Origin of the sequence: Vibrio sp. CCUG 15886 (genome assembly GCF_028570825.1) — a bacterium.
GTDB lineage: Bacteria > Pseudomonadota > Gammaproteobacteria > Enterobacterales > Vibrionaceae > Vibrio > Vibrio vulnificus_B.
The window spans coordinates 150,476-165,005 of the sequence record NZ_JAQQBT010000006.1 but is presented as its reverse complement, the minus strand read 5'-3'; the positions used below and the strand labels follow the sequence as shown (position 1 = coordinate 165,005).

The 14,530-nt window shown below is 45.2% G+C and carries 13 protein-coding genes; 6 read left to right on the top strand and 7 right to left on the bottom strand.

Annotated elements, in window-relative coordinates; translation table 11 throughout:
- Positions 1-62: 62 nt before the first annotated feature.
- The 6 genes from PQQ36_RS13780 to PQQ36_RS13755 all read right to left on the bottom strand — a co-directional run bounded on the left by PQQ36_RS13780 (position 63) and on the right by PQQ36_RS13755 (position 5,028).
- On the bottom strand, positions 63-737 hold the full coding sequence (locus PQQ36_RS13780) for a hypothetical protein (RefSeq protein ID WP_047108960.1): 675 nt from the start codon (positions 735-737) through the stop codon (positions 63-65).
- Between the two features lie 58 nt (positions 738-795).
- Positions 796-1,416 (bottom strand): hypothetical protein, encoded by a 621-nt coding sequence (locus tag PQQ36_RS13775; RefSeq protein WP_047108969.1) that lies wholly within the window; start codon positions 1,414-1,416, stop codon positions 796-798.
- A gap of 207 nt (positions 1,417-1,623) precedes the next feature.
- Positions 1,624-2,565: a LysR family transcriptional regulator gene (locus PQQ36_RS13770; RefSeq protein WP_047108959.1), complete on the bottom strand. Its 942-nt coding sequence runs from the start codon at positions 2,563-2,565 to the stop codon at positions 1,624-1,626.
- Between the two features lie 10 nt (positions 2,566-2,575).
- Positions 2,576-3,352, bottom strand: coding sequence for a polyphosphate kinase 2 (ppk2, locus tag PQQ36_RS13765; protein ID WP_039552831.1), 777 nt, complete (start codon positions 3,350-3,352; stop codon positions 2,576-2,578).
- Between the two features lie 53 nt (positions 3,353-3,405).
- Entirely contained in the window at positions 3,406-4,158 is a 753-nt protein-coding gene (locus PQQ36_RS13760) for a copper homeostasis protein CutC (RefSeq protein ID WP_047108958.1), read from the bottom strand.
- Between the two features lie 261 nt (positions 4,159-4,419).
- Complete coding sequence (locus tag PQQ36_RS13755; protein ID WP_011078551.1) at positions 4,420-5,028, bottom strand: peroxiredoxin C; 609 nt, start codon at positions 5,026-5,028, stop codon at positions 4,420-4,422.
- 197 nt (positions 5,029-5,225) lie between these two features.
- Here PQQ36_RS13755 and PQQ36_RS13750 point away from each other — a divergent pair, with 197 nt between their 5' ends.
- The 3 genes from PQQ36_RS13750 (at position 5,226) to aceA (ending at position 9,814) form a co-directional block, all read left to right on the top strand.
- Positions 5,226-6,131, top strand: coding sequence for a hydrogen peroxide-inducible genes activator (locus PQQ36_RS13750; protein WP_039552838.1), 906 nt, complete (start codon positions 5,226-5,228; stop codon positions 6,129-6,131).
- Positions 6,132-6,738: 607 nt separating this feature from the next.
- Complete coding sequence (gene aceB / locus PQQ36_RS13745; RefSeq protein WP_165480073.1) at positions 6,739-8,373, top strand: malate synthase A; 1,635 nt, start codon at positions 6,739-6,741, stop codon at positions 8,371-8,373.
- A 127-nt stretch (positions 8,374-8,500) separates the two neighbouring features.
- Positions 8,501-9,814 carry an isocitrate lyase gene (gene aceA / locus PQQ36_RS13740; protein ID WP_011078548.1) on the top strand — a complete coding sequence of 438 codons (1,314 nt, stop codon included), beginning with the start codon at positions 8,501-8,503 and terminating at the stop codon, positions 9,812-9,814.
- A 107-nt stretch (positions 9,815-9,921) separates the two neighbouring features.
- Here aceA and PQQ36_RS13735 read toward each other — a convergent pair whose 3' ends face one another.
- The gene (locus tag PQQ36_RS13735) at positions 9,922-10,377 is read right to left on the bottom strand and encodes a CBS domain-containing protein (protein ID WP_011149592.1); all 456 of its coding nucleotides are present in this window, start codon (positions 10,375-10,377) and stop codon (positions 9,922-9,924) included.
- Positions 10,378-10,602: 225 nt separating this feature from the next.
- Between PQQ36_RS13735 and PQQ36_RS13730 the strand changes: the two genes are divergently transcribed.
- The 3 genes from PQQ36_RS13730 to tgt all read left to right on the top strand — a co-directional run bounded on the left by PQQ36_RS13730 (position 10,603) and on the right by tgt (position 14,427).
- The gene (locus PQQ36_RS13730) at positions 10,603-11,805 is read left to right on the top strand and encodes a S1 family peptidase (protein WP_011149593.1); all 1,203 of its coding nucleotides are present in this window, start codon (positions 10,603-10,605) and stop codon (positions 11,803-11,805) included.
- A 216-nt stretch (positions 11,806-12,021) separates the two neighbouring features.
- Positions 12,022-13,074, top strand: a complete 1,053-nt coding sequence (gene queA, locus PQQ36_RS13725) for a tRNA preQ1(34) S-adenosylmethionine ribosyltransferase-isomerase QueA (protein WP_273661679.1) — start codon at positions 12,022-12,024, stop codon at positions 13,072-13,074.
- Between the two features lie 216 nt (positions 13,075-13,290).
- The gene (gene tgt, locus PQQ36_RS13720) at positions 13,291-14,427 is read left to right on the top strand and encodes a tRNA guanosine(34) transglycosylase Tgt (protein WP_013572355.1); all 1,137 of its coding nucleotides are present in this window, start codon (positions 13,291-13,293) and stop codon (positions 14,425-14,427) included.
- The last annotated feature ends 103 nt before the right edge of the window (positions 14,428-14,530 follow it).

Sequence of the window (14,530 nt, the reverse complement as noted above, 5' to 3'; positions counted from 1 at the left end):
AATTTTGTTTATGTATAAGTCGTAATGATTATCTCTTTAATAAGTCTTGCTTATTATGTGTGTTAAAATGAAATGGTTCCGCCCATCGACCAACTTACATTGGTGCTTTGGCTTCCGTAATAGGTACCATTAGGGCTTAAAATATTGGCTTTGAGATAAGGATAAATTTTCCATATTGATCGCATGGTGCCGATTGAGAATTCCCATTCGTTGGCGTGTCCTTGATTGAAATCGATCATGTCTGAGCGATCAATGGCGTAATGATGTTCGTATCGGCCAGTAACATAAAGAGACTGAAAATAGCGGGCTACAGAAGCATACATGGAATACTTATCAGAATCGTCCACTGTAATCCAAGTAAAGCCGTTGCGCGTAAACTCTCCTGTGATACCCAGCTTAGTCGAATAGTCATCAAAACGGTGCGTGGTTGAAAAATCTAAAAAATGGCTTTTGGTTTTCACCCCATCAACTTCTAGCATGTCATTCATCAGCCAATCATTTTCCAAGCCAAACTCGTAGTAGGCATTAGTGGTCCATTTTGATGACAAACGGTGTTGGTAGCCAACGCCAACGCCTAACCATTCATTACTGTCTGCGCCAATGTACAAATAGCTTTGTTCGGTGATGGCGGCTGATACACTGAGTTCAATTAAGTCCTTTTCAATTGAAACATTAAAGCCCGCTTGAACTGCTTCACTAATAATTAAGCAGTAAAAGGCCATTGCTTTTTTGCTCATGAAAATACCTGTTCAGAGAGTGGCTCCCACAATGGGAGCCAAAGAAAAGGAGAAGACGTTATTGGTTGATTCGCGCGCGAATCGTATCTCTTACTGCTTGACGGTCCAACTTAGGTTTTGCTGCTTCAAGTGCTGGAGCGATACCACCCTTAACGGTGTCACCACCGACATAAATAAGTTTGTCGTTGAAGTATATTTCAAAGTTTCCTTCGTATTTGCCTTGGGTCACGTATCGAACCATGTACTCATTACCGTCTTTATCTTGAATCACATAATCGTGGCCGTTCCAAATCTTTCTTACGATGTTGTATTCATTGCCATTGGCATCGGTAATTTTATCGCCGTCGATCACGTAAGAGTAAAGCGGTGAGTTCCACATCGGGGGTTGCTCAGGGTCATTCCAAGTTGGTGGCAAACGATCGGGCGCATTAACATTGTCTGTTGGGCCTCCCCATAGTGGTGGCTGGCGATCTGGGGTATTACCATCGTCAGTTGGGCCTCCCCATAATGGCGGCTGGCGATCCGGTGTGTTTACTGCGTCTTCTGGTGAGTGCCACACTGGTGGTAGTCGATCGGGTGTCGCTTCAGTGCCTGAATGACTAGCGTTGTTGGCGCTAGAGGAACAACCAGCTAAAACAAGTGAGCTAGTAATGACCAGTGACATCAGTGATTTTTTCATATCAATACCTACAATCTTGAAGTTGGGCTCACGGCTAATGAGCAAACGGGATTCGTCTAATCCTTCAGCAAGAGGCAAGTATTGATATGGTAGGGTTGCTTGTAACCATCAATTTGCCTCAGAAATTGATTCCTTGTTTCACATGACAATTTCTGATGGCAATGATGATTGATAAGTGTTTGGTTATCTAATATCAGTTAATTATCTTTATGATAATCTTAAGTTATCACTAAGCTGTTTTTCAAGGACAGCGTTGATCTCGTGGTGTATCCAATGCATTAACGGGTTATTGCGGTTTCTGCTGTGGTAGTAGCTAAATACACCATGCATAAACGGCCGACCAGCCACTAAAATGTCAAGCGCTCTTAGATTGGGGTACTGTGCGAGAGGAAATAAATTAGAGTGAGGCATAAAGTAGTTGGTATGTTGAACAATATCGATCACGGCAAGAATGATCTCTGAGCGAAAGCCAACGGTTGGAGTGGCGCCTTCTTTTTCCATTAGTTGCGCTGCATGGGTAAAGTTGTCATTCCATCCTGGAGTGATAATTGAAGCGATAGGGTAAGGTTCGAGATCTTTTGCTGTCACTGTTTGTTTATCAATCGGATGATCACGTCTTACAATCAGTTTTCCGGTCAGTTCGACCAGCTTTTTACAAGAAATATTCTGCAGAATGTCTTGCTCTAAGTTGACGCCGAAATCGATGGTTCCTTGTTGGATGTTGGTAAAGGTATCTTTGTTCCAACCCACCAGTTCAATCGTACAATTGGGGGCTTGAGTAATAAAGCGAGTGAATAAAGCCCCAGTCAAAGAGGCCATCACAATAGGTGAAAGCGCAATTTTAATTCGGCCAGAAAGCTCGATTGGATTGAACTCATAGGTTTGATTGAGGGCAGAAGCCAACCCGTCGAGATGGGGCGTAATAGCCGTCAACACAGTTTCGGTAAATGGGGTGGCTTCTAAGCCGGTGGGGACTTTGACAAACAGTTCATCACCAAAATGATGGCGCAGTTTTTGTAGTGCTTGGCTAATTGCTGGCTGTGAAACGAACAATCGCTTTGATGCTTTACGCATGTTTTTTTCTTGGTAGAGCACCATGAAGGTGCGCAACAAGTTTAAATCGAGAGAGTAAAATAGATCTTTGGCCATGTTGTATTAATCAGTATTTAAAAGGGACAAAGGTTTGTTCATCAACAGGAGAACGGACGTAGCCCTCTTTATTAAGCTCCGGTAATGTGACGGGTGGATGCACCACATCCTGATAGTCAATACTGCTGAGTAAATGACTAATGCAGTTGAGGCGAGCACGGCGTTTATCATCTGAGGGTACTACCCACCAAGGACAATATTTCGTGTCGGTATAAGCAAACATTTCATCTTTGGCTTTGGAATATTCTGCCCAGCGATTACGCGATTCGAGATCCATCGGGCTAAACTTCCAGCGTTTGATTGGCGTGTTGATGCGTTCGATAAAGCGTTTTTCCTGCTCTTCATCGGAAACGGAGAACCAGTATTTTAGGAGTATGATGCCCGAGCGCTGTAGCATGCGCTCAAATTCAGGACAGGATCGCAAAAACTCTTCATATTCCTCCTCACTGCAAAATCCCATCACTTTTTCCACACCAGCGCGATTATACCAGCTGCGATCAAACAGCACGATTTCACCGCCGGCAGGTAAATGCGCAACATAACGTTGGAAATACCATTGCGTTTTTTCTTTCTCTGTCGGAGCAGGCAATGCTGCGATACGACAGATGCGAGGATTCAATTTTTCAGTAATGCGTTTGATAACACCGCCTTTACCAGCGGCATCTCGCCCTTCAAAAATGACGACGACTTTGAGCTTTTTATGCTTAACCCATTCTTGAAGTTTGACTAACTCAATTTGTAAGTTCTCGAGTTCTTGTTCATAGAACTTTTTTTTCAGCTTTCCCATACGCCCTCCTTTGCTTTGTTAAATCATAGCATTGAAGGAGGGCGTTCGGGCAGTTAGCGGATTGATTTGAGAGCTAATACGGTATTGCGAATGGTGGCTGTATGAGTAATCGGGATAATAAAATCGTCTTGGTCCGCTGCGCCCATCTTGCTGTCAGAAGCAATAAAGGTCATTTTGCTTGGGCGAGTGCTCTTGCCTGAAAGATGCAGTTCTTTAACCCCTGTTGTCAGTGCCAGATCGGCAACGTTAACAGGGGAGACACCTGCGCCAGCCATGATAGCGAGGCGAGATTGGCTGTGAGCCACGAGCTGAGTCAGCATTTCTTTACCTAAAGGCGCGCTGGCGGCAAGCCCGGAAGTTAAGATTCGCTCGCACCCAAGGTCAATGATCTGCTCCAAAGCGGCAAAAGGTTCTCGGCATTGATCAAAAGCACGGTGAAAAGTCACGCCAAGATCTAGCGAGTGGGCGAGTTCGACCAATATGCGGGTTCTTGGGACATCAATATCGCCATCTGCTGTCAGCAGGCCAAATACCACACCTTGTAAGCCTGCTTGCTGAGCGGACAAAATATCTTGCTGCATGATCGCAAATTCATCATCGCTGTATAAGAAGTCTCCCTGTCTTGGCCTGATCATGGCGTAAATCGGAACCGTCGACAATTTTGCCGCAAGGGTCATAAACCCATAACTAGGGGTTAACCCACCTAATGCGAGGGAAGAACAAAGCTCAATCCGAGTCGCGCCACCTTCAAGAGCATTGTGTAGAGATTCGATATTATCGATACAAACTTCGACTTGGTAACTCATGTTTTTTCGTTTGAATAGAGAGAACAGAGGTTCATCATAGCAGGAGCATGGTGAAGAATAGGGGTAAACTTTTTCGCTTCAATTACCGGATTTAAGAGGATGTTTTGTGCGAAAAAGAAAAGCCCGATGCAATGCATCGGGCTTTGGAAGGACTTTACTTTATACTGATTGGCGCGTTGCGGTTTCCGCAATCTATTGTTTTATTACGCTCTTTGAGCGTTTCCAACCATTCACCCGTTTGAGCTCGGGCGTTAAAGAACCTTATTTTTTAAGGTCAGCTGCGTGCTCAGATAGGAACGCTGCAACACCTTGAGGTGATGCGTCCATACCTGCTTTACCTTCTTCCCATTGAGCAGGACATACTTCGCCGTGTTTCTGGTGGAAGTTCAGTGCATCAACCATGCGTAGCATTTCGTCGATGTTACGACCTAGAGGTAGATCGTTCACTACTTGGTGACGTACTAGACCATCTTCATCGATTAGGAAAGAACCACGGAAAGCAACGCCTGCTTCTGGGTGCTCAACATCGTACGCTTGACAGATTTCGTGTTTAACGTCAGCAATTAGAGGGTATTTAACTTGACCGATACCGCCATTTTCAACTGGCGTGTTACGCCATGCGTTGTGAGAAAACTGAGAGTCGATAGAAACACCGATCACTTCAACGCCTTTTGCTTTGAAATCTTCGTAACGGTTGTCGAATGCGATCAGTTCAGATGGGCAAACGAAAGTGAAGTCTAGTGGGTAGAAGAAAACAACAGCTTTCTTACCTTTAGTAAACTCTGCAAAATTGAAGTTATCAACGATCTCACCGTTACCTAGAACAGCTGCTGCAGTAAAATCAGGGGCTTGACGACCTACTAGTACCATTTTTTTGCTCCTAAAAATGTCTTATTTCTAAACCAGAGATTAAGTTTTTGGCTTAGTCCGTGTTTGTACGCGACAAACTATAGTACAGATTGTAGTATTGAAAAAAGCGAATTAAATAGATTAACTTCATCGAAAAAAGCGATAAGAGCAATTCTATCGAGTTAATCATACAAACGACGGTAAGTATTAATAATTTTATGAATAAATGGCCCAGTCTGAAGCAGTTACACTATCTTATTACTCTGCATGAAACGCGACATTTTAGTGATGCGGCTGAACGTTGCTTTGTGAGCCAATCGACGTTAAGTAAAGGCATACAAAATTTAGAAGAGTTGATCGGCTGTCCTCTCTATGAGAAGAAAGACAAAAAAAGCCCTTTGGTTTTTACTCAGGCAGGTGAACTGGTGGTAATGCATGGCAGAGAACTATTGGCAAAAGGGCAAGACTTGGTTGAGCTGGGTAGCCTTTGTCAAGGAGACAGCATGCAAGGGCAATTGAAACTGGGCTGCATTCCTACCATCGCACCATTTTTATTGTGCGATTTAGTACAAGAGATCAACCAACGTTTTCCTCAGCTGAATCTTCTATTACGTGAAGATACAACAACCAACTTGTTGACAGCTTTACGTCACGGCGAATTGGACGTATTGATCCTTGCTTTACCCGTTGAGATCGATGGGATGGAAAGTCGCGTTGTTGGGCAAGATCCTTTTAAAATGGTGATCAGTCGAAACCAAGTAGGGGCGATTAAAGTGCCAATAAAATATGACGACTTGCCTGACGAGTCAGTGTTTTTATTGGAAAAAGAGCATTGTCTGACCGAGCACGCGGTGTCGGCCTGTAAACTGACTGACAAAGAGAAGATTAACCCATTTAGTGCGACCAGTTTGCATACCTTAGTACAAATGGTGGCAAATGGACTTGGCACTACTTTTATTCCTCAAATGGCCATCGATCACGGTCTATTGGACAACCAAAACTTAGTGGTGATCGAGCCTCCTGGCCAGCAAGCTTATCGTGATATTGGGCTGGTTTGGCGGCCAAGTTCTTCACGCAGTAAAACATTTAATCAACTTGCAGAGGTTGTTTCAGAACTGCTTTAGCAAATAGTAGTAGCCAGTAAATCGCAGTAATCAATAAAAAGCGCACTAAGTTTAGTGCGTTTTTTAGTATTTTATTCTGATGGTGTAGTTTGACTTGTAAAATTTCACATAACTTTCTTAATGAAGCTTTCATAAAATTGTGAAATTTCACATTGTTAATTTTACATATACAACTTGTTTCTCTGTTTAAACTTCCACCTCAAATCTCCCCTGAAGTCTTAGCTCTACAGGCTTTCACTCCTTTTAGATGAATTCATACGCTTGTTTAAAACTGATTTTTGCAAGCTTACTTAGTGTAATTAAATTACGTAATTAATTACACATTGATATCAAAAATCAAGCACTTGTTTGAAACGGAATAAAACTTTGAATTTAACCTTTTGTTTACTTTTGAACTTTTACTCTAATGCTTGTTGGTGTAAGTTATTTAAAGGCTTGTAAGACTTATGTCTAGATTGTCATGTGACGTCTCATCATGGATGTTATAAGCGTAAAGACGAAATGCTGGATGGATTTTTGAACAAAGTGATGGTTTGGTTTTTGTGGTTTAAAACTTACAAATGTTGTTCTGAAATCGTCGAAAAGCAAAATGAAAGGAAGAAGAATGATGCTTGCTCAAACGCCCGAAAAAGAAAACACACAGGCTGAACAACAGACCCAAGGCATGCTTGAAGTAACAGGAACCCTGTCTCCTGAACATCAAGCAATTTTCCCTGTTGAAGCCCAAACCTTTTTATCTCAGCTGTGTGAGCGATTCTCATTGCGCGTCGATCAATTGTTAACTGCCCGAGAAGAGAGACAGAACAAGATCGACCAAGGAGAGTTACCTGATTTTCTTGCAGAGACTCAGGATATTCGAGAAGGGAGCTGGAAAATTTTGGGGATTCCCAACGATCTACAAGATCGTCGAGTAGAAATTACCGGGCCAACTGATCGCAAAATGGTGATCAACGCTCTAAACGCCAATGTAAAAGTCTTTATGGCGGATTTCGAAGACTCGATGTCTCCGGCTTGGGATAAGGTGTTGGATGGCCAGATCAACTTGCGTGATGCGGTCAATGGCACCATCTCCTACACCAACCATGACAATGGCAAGCATTATCAGCTGGGCAACAATCCAGCGGTGTTGATCTGCCGTGTCCGCGGTCTTCATTTAAAAGAAAAGCATGTAACGTGGCGCGGTCAGATCATTCCAGGTTCCTTATTTGATTTTGCTCTTTATTTCTTTAATAACCACAAAGCGTTGCTGAAAAAAGGCAGTGGTCCTTATTTCTATCTTCCTAAGTTACAGTCTCATCATGAGGCGAAATGGTGGAGTGAAGTGTTCCATTTCACTGAAGAGTATTTCGGTTTGGATACCGGCACTATCAAAGCCACGGTATTGATCGAGACGCTGCCTGCCGTCTTTGAAATGGATGAGATTCTCTTCTCGTTAAAAGAGCATATTGTTGGCCTCAACTGTGGCCGTTGGGATTACATTTTTAGCTATATCAAAACACTGAAAAAGCACCCAGACCGTGTGCTACCTGATCGTCAGGTGGTCACCATGGACAAGCCGTTCCTCAATGCTTACTCGCGTTTACTTGTCCGCACCTGTCATAAACGTGGCGCGTTTGCGATGGGAGGGATGGCCGCCTTTATCCCAGCCAAAGATCCACAAGAGAATCAAAAGGTATTGGATAAGATCCAGAACGATAAATCACTCGAAGCCAGCAATGGCCATGATGGCACTTGGGTTGCGCATCCTGGTTTAGCCGACACCGCCATGGACGTGTTTAATCGTGCTCTAGGTGAGCGTAAAAACCAGCTTGATGTCACTCGCCAAGACGATGCGCCGATTACAGCTAAACAGTTACTTGAGCCTTGTGATGGAGCAAGAACAGAACAAGGTATGAGACACAATATTCGTGTTGCATTGCAGTACATCGAGGCGTGGATCTCGGGGAATGGCTGTGTACCGATTTATGGCTTGATGGAAGATGCAGCGACCGCAGAGATCTCACGCGCTTCTATCTGGCAGTGGATTCAACATAGTAAGTCGTTAGATAACGGTGAAGTGGTGACCAAAGCGTTGTTTAAGCGTTATCTCGACGAAGAGATTCAAGTCGTAAAACAAGAAGTGGGGGAGACTCGTTTTGACTCAGGCCGTTTCCATGAAGCCGCCGAGTTGATGGCTAGCCTGACCACCAGTGATGAGCTAACCAACTTCTTAACCGTACCGGGTTATGACTACCTAGATTAATGAGTAAACCAATCAACAACCAATAACGTGAACCTTCATTGGCGGAGCAGGATGTACCGCTAACGAAATGGAATATATAGCGCACTCAATTTTAATAATCAGCGCTCATCAAAAGAGGGATAGACCGATGACAAACTTAACTCGCCGCCAGCAAATCGAAGCTCTGGAAAAAGATTGGGCAACCAATCCTCGTTGGAAAAACGTCAAACGCACTTACACAGCTGAGGAAGTCGTGGCCTTACGTGGCTCTATGGTGCCAGCTAATACCATCGCGCAGCGCGGCGCCGACAAGTTGTGGTCGTTGGTGAATGGTAGCTCGAAAAAAGGCTATGTGAATTGTCTAGGCGCACTAACCGGTGGCCAAGCGGTGCAGCAAGCCAAAGCGGGGATAGAAGCGATCTACCTATCGGGTTGGCAGGTTGCAGCGGATAACAACACCGCCTCGACCATGTACCCAGACCAATCACTTTACCCTGTGGATTCGGTTCCTTCAGTAGTAAAACGCATTAACAATTCGTTCCGCCGCGCAGACCAAATTCAATGGTCGAATGGTAAGTCGCCAGAAGAGGGTGGAATTGATTACTTCTTGCCTATCGTTGCTGATGCAGAAGCGGGCTTTGGTGGTGTGCTGAATGCGTATGAGCTGATGAAGTCGATGATTGAAGCGGGGGCCGCGGGTGTACACTTTGAAGACCAATTGGCTTCGGTGAAGAAGTGTGGCCATATGGGCGGTAAAGTATTGGTTCCAACGCAAGAAGCGGTGCAAAAACTGGTTGCTGCGCGTCTAGCCGCAGATGTTGCTGGTACAACGACATTGGTGATTGCTCGAACCGATGCCAATGCTGCGGACTTGTTGACGTCAGATTGTGACCCATATGACGCAGACTTTATTGTTGGCGAGCGCACTCAGGAAGGTTTCTATCGTGTTCGTGCAGGGATTGACCAAGCGATCTCACGTGGCCTTGCTTATGCGCCATATGCGGATCTTATTTGGTGTGAAACGGCAACTCCGTGTCTTGAAGAAGCGCGTAAGTTTGCTGAGGCTATTCATGCGGAATACCCAGACCAACTGTTGGCATACAACTGCTCGCCATCATTTAACTGGGAGAAAAACTTGGATGCTGAGACCATTGCTAAGTTCCAACAAGAACTCGCAGATATGGGCTACAAGTATCAGTTCATCACCCTAGCTGGTATTCACAACATGTGGTTCAACATGTTTGAACTGGCACACGCATATGCTCAAGGTGAAGGTATGCGTCACTACGTTGAGAAAGTTCAGCGTCCTGAATTTGAAGCGGCGGAAAAAGGCTACACCTTCGTTGCACACCAACAAGAAGTAGGTACGGGTTACTTTGATAAGATGACCAACACCATCCAAGGTGGTAACTCTTCAGTCACGGCACTGACGGGCTCTACCGAAGAAGACCAGTTCCATTAATACCTTTCCATCTTTAGGTATTAACCACTGCATGAGCGGCGAAAGCCGCTCTTTTTCCTTTCCTATCAGGACAAACAAGGATCTCGCAGCTAAGAGTGTCGCGGGAATTACAAATCGTCTTCGACTTCTAACTCTTCTGGTTCGGCTTCTTCTTGCAGCTCCAGCAGATTGATCGCGATAGTGACGAAATCGGTGTCAGTAATGATTCCCACTAAATGGCCTTTCTCTACTACCGGTAAACAGCCGACTTTATGTTTTTGCATGTAGATCGCACTTTCTTTTAGTCCCGCTTTGGGTTCAACGGTCATGATGCTGGTGTGCATTACTTCATACAAAGGGGTAGCAGCAGTGTAAGAGTTTTCAGCAGACGATTTGTGTAAGCTGGATTCTTGCGCGGAAAGCAAATCACGTTGAGTGACGATACCGAGCAGCTGTTTGTTTGCATCGACAACGGGAATGTGTCGAATATCCAGTGCTTCCATCATATTTTTGGCGTCACCTAATGTGTGTGAACGCAACAAGGTATGAGGGTGGCGAGTCATCATATCTTCGACTTTTATCATGGTGTCCTCCTAGAGTTCCGTTCTCTTTTTACTATAGAAACAAATGGCATAAATATCTGGGAGCTAGACCATTTTTCCGCAACAAAATTGATGCGAGTCAGTTTGCATTTTGGGCGTAAGTGTTGCGTTCTAGGTGAGTGTGGAAAAGACATTCCTCGCACATTTTTGGGCAAGGGATTTCACAATTAAACAGGCTGCATGAATATGAGCTCAGTTGAGCGATAAGTGGTCTTTATTATGTGGAAAAAAACAGTTCTTTTGTCAGGGATGTTGGCGATCAGCAGTGGTGCCCAAGCCATTATCATGGGGGAGGCGGATCCGGACGCAACGTATCGAGTGACCATTCGTGCCAGTAATATGGCCGAATTTCCAATTTGTGGCGGAACGGTCGTTGCACCTCGTTGGGTGTTGACCGCGGCACACTGTGTGGTGATGGGCGAAGGCACCAATGTCGCCAGTTACTATGTGACAAAGCCTAGTGAGATTTCAGTCACGGCGAGAACACCGGATCTTAATAGTTCAACAACGGACAATTACTTCACTGTTTCACATGTGGTGGTGCACCCGAAATACACTCGCTTAACGGAATACAAGAAGAATAATGACGATAGCTATACTTTGGTCAGCACCAGTTTAGATAGTGATGTTGCACTACTTTATCTCGACCGCCCCGTTACCGGAGCGCCTCTCTCAGATTTGCCCACAGCGGCAGAAATGAGCGAGATAGAAAGCCGACTCAATAAAGAATGGGATGATGAATTTGCTACCAACGTCCGAGTGAAAAATGTCACCGCGTCTGGCTGGGGGGCAACCGTCGCAGATGCGTCAACTCCAGCCATCACTTTGCAAAAAACACAGTTAACTTATCTGCCCATAGCAAATTGCTATCAACGATTAGAGCTAGGTAACCACTTACCGGGTATTATTGAAGCCCCCACCAATGTGACTAAGATCTGTACCATGCCCAATGAAGTGTTGCCTTGGCAGCCAGATGAACGCACTCAGTATGGCAATAATGTGTGTAAAGGCGACAGTGGTGGCCCTTTGATTGACGATGTCACTGGCAAACAAATTGGTATTGTGAGCGGCATTCCGCTCATTACGCCGATTTGCGCCTCGGTTACGCAGCCCAGTTTCTATACCAGAGTGAGCAATTACTACGACTGGATTCAAAGCTATATTACGGCTGCCAATCCTCCAAGCAGCCACATTCTAAAACCAGACTTCATTTTGAATGCGGGTTCTGGTGGTGACGGTGGTTCAGGTGGTGATAACGGCAATGGGACAGGCGGAAATGGCGAAGGTTGCCACGGGGGGATTTCAACCAACAGTTGCAGTTTTACTGGTACTGCAGAAGGTGGAACCCTTGGCGCGTTGACGCTTTTGGCCCTGTTTGTGCTGGGTAGGTATCGTCGAAAAGTCGCTTAACTTAGCCACAAGCCGTGTTTGCTATGTCTGCGCTCCACTCATTTGAGAGGAGCGTTATTCTTTCTTTGCGTCCCCCCTCAAGCTGGCGGGAAGTTGTTACATTCTCAATCTGAACTTTTCTTGCTATTGACTGGTCTCGCTCTATACTAGCCCACTGCGAAAATTTTACTCGCAACAGAACTCCTTTATTTCGACAAATTTACCAAGAGCAGTAGCATGCAAGTTTCAGATTTTCACTTTGACTTACCTGACGAACTGATCGCTCGTTATCCTCAATCGGAGCGTACCGCCAGTCGTCTACTTCAGCTAAATGGCAACACCGGCGCTGTAAAAGATGGCTCGTTCAAAGATGTGTTGGAGCTGGTTCAAGCAGGGGATCTTGTGGTGTTTAACAACACGCGAGTGATTCCTGCACGCATGTTTGGTCGTAAAGAATCTGGCGGCAAGTTGGAAGTCTTGGTCGAGCGCATGCTTGATGAGAAGCGCTTCCTCGCGCATGTACGCAGTTCTAAGTCTCCGAAACCGGGTACGTTAGTCTTTCTTGGGGAAGAAGACCAATACTCAGCAGAGATGGTAGCACGCCAAGATGCGTTGTTTGAGCTCCGTTTAAAGGCAGACAAAACCATTCTCGAAGTGTTGGAAGAAATTGGCCATATGCCTCTTCCACCTTACATTGATCGTCCAGATGAAGATGCGGATAAAGAGCGTTACCAAACGGTTTATAACCAAAAACCGGGTGCGGTTGCTGCACCGACGGCGGGATTGCATTTTGACAATCAACTGCTTGAGCAGATCAAAGCCAAAGGCGCTGAGTTTGCGTACGTGACGTTGCATGTCGGTGCTGGCACATTTCAGCCAGTGAAAGTGGACAATATTCTTGAGCATCACATGCACTCTGAGTATGCAGAAGTACCACAAGAGGTGGTGGATGCGATTAAAGCCACGAAAGCACGTGGTGGCCGCGTCATTGCGGTTGGTACCACGTCAGTACGCTCTCTAGAGAGCGCGGCGCAAGAGTCGTTGAAAAACGGCACTGAGTTGATGCCTTTCTTTGGCGATACGGAAATTTTCATTTTCCCTGGCTATCAATATCAGTTGGTGGACTGTTTGATCACCAATTTCCATTTACCAGAATCGACGCTGATTATGCTGGTGAGTGCGTTTGCCGGTTATGACCATACCATGAATGCGTATCAGCATGCCGTGGCCAATCAATATCGCTTTTTCTCTTACGGGGATGCGATGTTCATTGAGAAGAAAACGCAATAAGCAATAAAAAGCGCAACAAATGTTATCTAAAGTGAAGTAAGTTTCATTTTAGTGGTGCAGATCGGGATAATCTTGGCTGCATGCAAAACGAGTGCTAGCAGCAGGCTAGAGGGATGGATTCACTCCATTTTTTCGCAAGGAAAACGCGACCGCTCTGGTGGGACGGAAACGTCCGTGACAATACCGTCAGACTGTTTCTCTGACGTTGGAGGCTTCGTGAAATTAAAATTTGATCTTAAAAAGAAAAATGGCAATGCCCGTCGTGGTCAATTGACATTTGAACGTGGAACAGTGCAAACCCCGGCGTTTATGCCTGTCGGTACTTACGGTACCGTCAAAGGTATGACACCAGAAGAAGTAAAAGAGACGGGTGCAGAAATTCTACTAGGCAACACATTCCACTTATGGCTACGTCCTGGCCAAGAAGTGATGAAAATGCACGGCGATCTGCACGATTTCATGAACTGGCAAGGTCCTATCTTGACTGACTCAGGCGGTTTCCAAGTATTCAGCCTTGGTGATATTCGTAAAATTACCGAAGAAGGCGTGCATTTCCGCAACCCAGTAAACGGTGACAAGATTTTCATGGATGCTGAGAAATCGATGGAAATTCAAAAAGACCTCGGTTCTGACATCGTAATGATTTTCGATGAGTGTACGCCTTACCCTGCGACTCACGCTGAAGCGAAAAAATCGATGGAAATGTCTCTGCGTTGGGCACAACGCTCGCGTGACCATTTCGATAAGCTCGAAAACCCAAACAACCTATTTGGTATTGTTCAAGGCGGTGTCTACGAAGATCTTCGTGATGTGTCAGTTAAAGGCCTAACAGAGATTGGTTTTGATGGCTATGCGGTCGGTGGTCTTGCGGTTGGCGAACCTAAAGAAGACATGCATCGCGTACTTGAGCACACCTGTCCTCAGTTACCAGAAGATAAACCGCGTTACCTGATGGGCGTGGGCAAACCAGAAGACTTGGTTGAAGGAGTTCGTCGCGGTATCGACATGTTTGACTGTGTAATGCCAACGCGAAATGCACGTAATGGACACCTATTTGTGACTGGTGGTGTGATCAAGATCCGTAATGCGACACATAAAACGGATACAACCCCTCTCGATCCGCACTGTGACTGTTACACTTGCAAAAATTACTCTAAGTCGTATCTGCACCACTTGGACCGTTGTAATGAAATCCTTGGTGCTCGCTTAAACACTATCCATAACCTGCGTTATTACCAACGTCTCATGGAAAGCATTCGTAAAGCGATTGATGAAGATCGCTTCGAGCAGTTTGTGGAAGAGTTCTACGCTCGACGCAATCGCGAAGTGCCACCACTTGGTAAACAGGCATAAGTTCGCAATAGTAAAAAAGTGTTACGCCATCTTGTTTTTGTGAGTGAACTCGCTTGAAAATGAGGTGGCGTTACCCAATTTATTGGATTATTAATAAAAATTA

Coding starts and splice junctions, on each gene's coding strand:
- PQQ36_RS13780 (WP_047108960.1), bottom strand. CDS start 737: ATGAGCAAAAAAGCAATGGCCTTTTACTGCTTAATTATTAGTGAAGCA.
- PQQ36_RS13775 (WP_047108969.1), bottom strand. CDS start 1,416: ATGAAAAAATCACTGATGTCACTGGTCATTACTAGCTCACTTGTTTTA.
- PQQ36_RS13770 (WP_047108959.1), bottom strand. CDS start 2,565: ATGGCCAAAGATCTATTTTACTCTCTCGATTTAAACTTGTTGCGCACC.
- ppk2 (WP_039552831.1), bottom strand. CDS start 3,352: ATGGGAAAGCTGAAAAAAAAGTTCTATGAACAAGAACTCGAGAACTTA.
- PQQ36_RS13760 (WP_047108958.1), bottom strand. CDS start 4,158: ATGAGTTACCAAGTCGAAGTTTGTATCGATAATATCGAATCTCTACAC.
- PQQ36_RS13755 (WP_011078551.1), bottom strand. CDS start 5,028: ATGGTACTAGTAGGTCGTCAAGCCCCTGATTTTACTGCAGCAGCTGTT.
- PQQ36_RS13750 (WP_039552838.1), top strand. CDS start 5,226: ATGAATAAATGGCCCAGTCTGAAGCAGTTACACTATCTTATTACTCTG.
- aceB (WP_165480073.1), top strand. CDS start 6,739: ATGCTTGCTCAAACGCCCGAAAAAGAAAACACACAGGCTGAACAACAG.
- aceA (WP_011078548.1), top strand. CDS start 8,501: ATGACAAACTTAACTCGCCGCCAGCAAATCGAAGCTCTGGAAAAAGAT.
- PQQ36_RS13735 (WP_011149592.1), bottom strand. CDS start 10,377: ATGATAAAAGTCGAAGATATGATGACTCGCCACCCTCATACCTTGTTG.
- queA (WP_273661679.1), top strand. CDS start 12,022: ATGCAAGTTTCAGATTTTCACTTTGACTTACCTGACGAACTGATCGCT.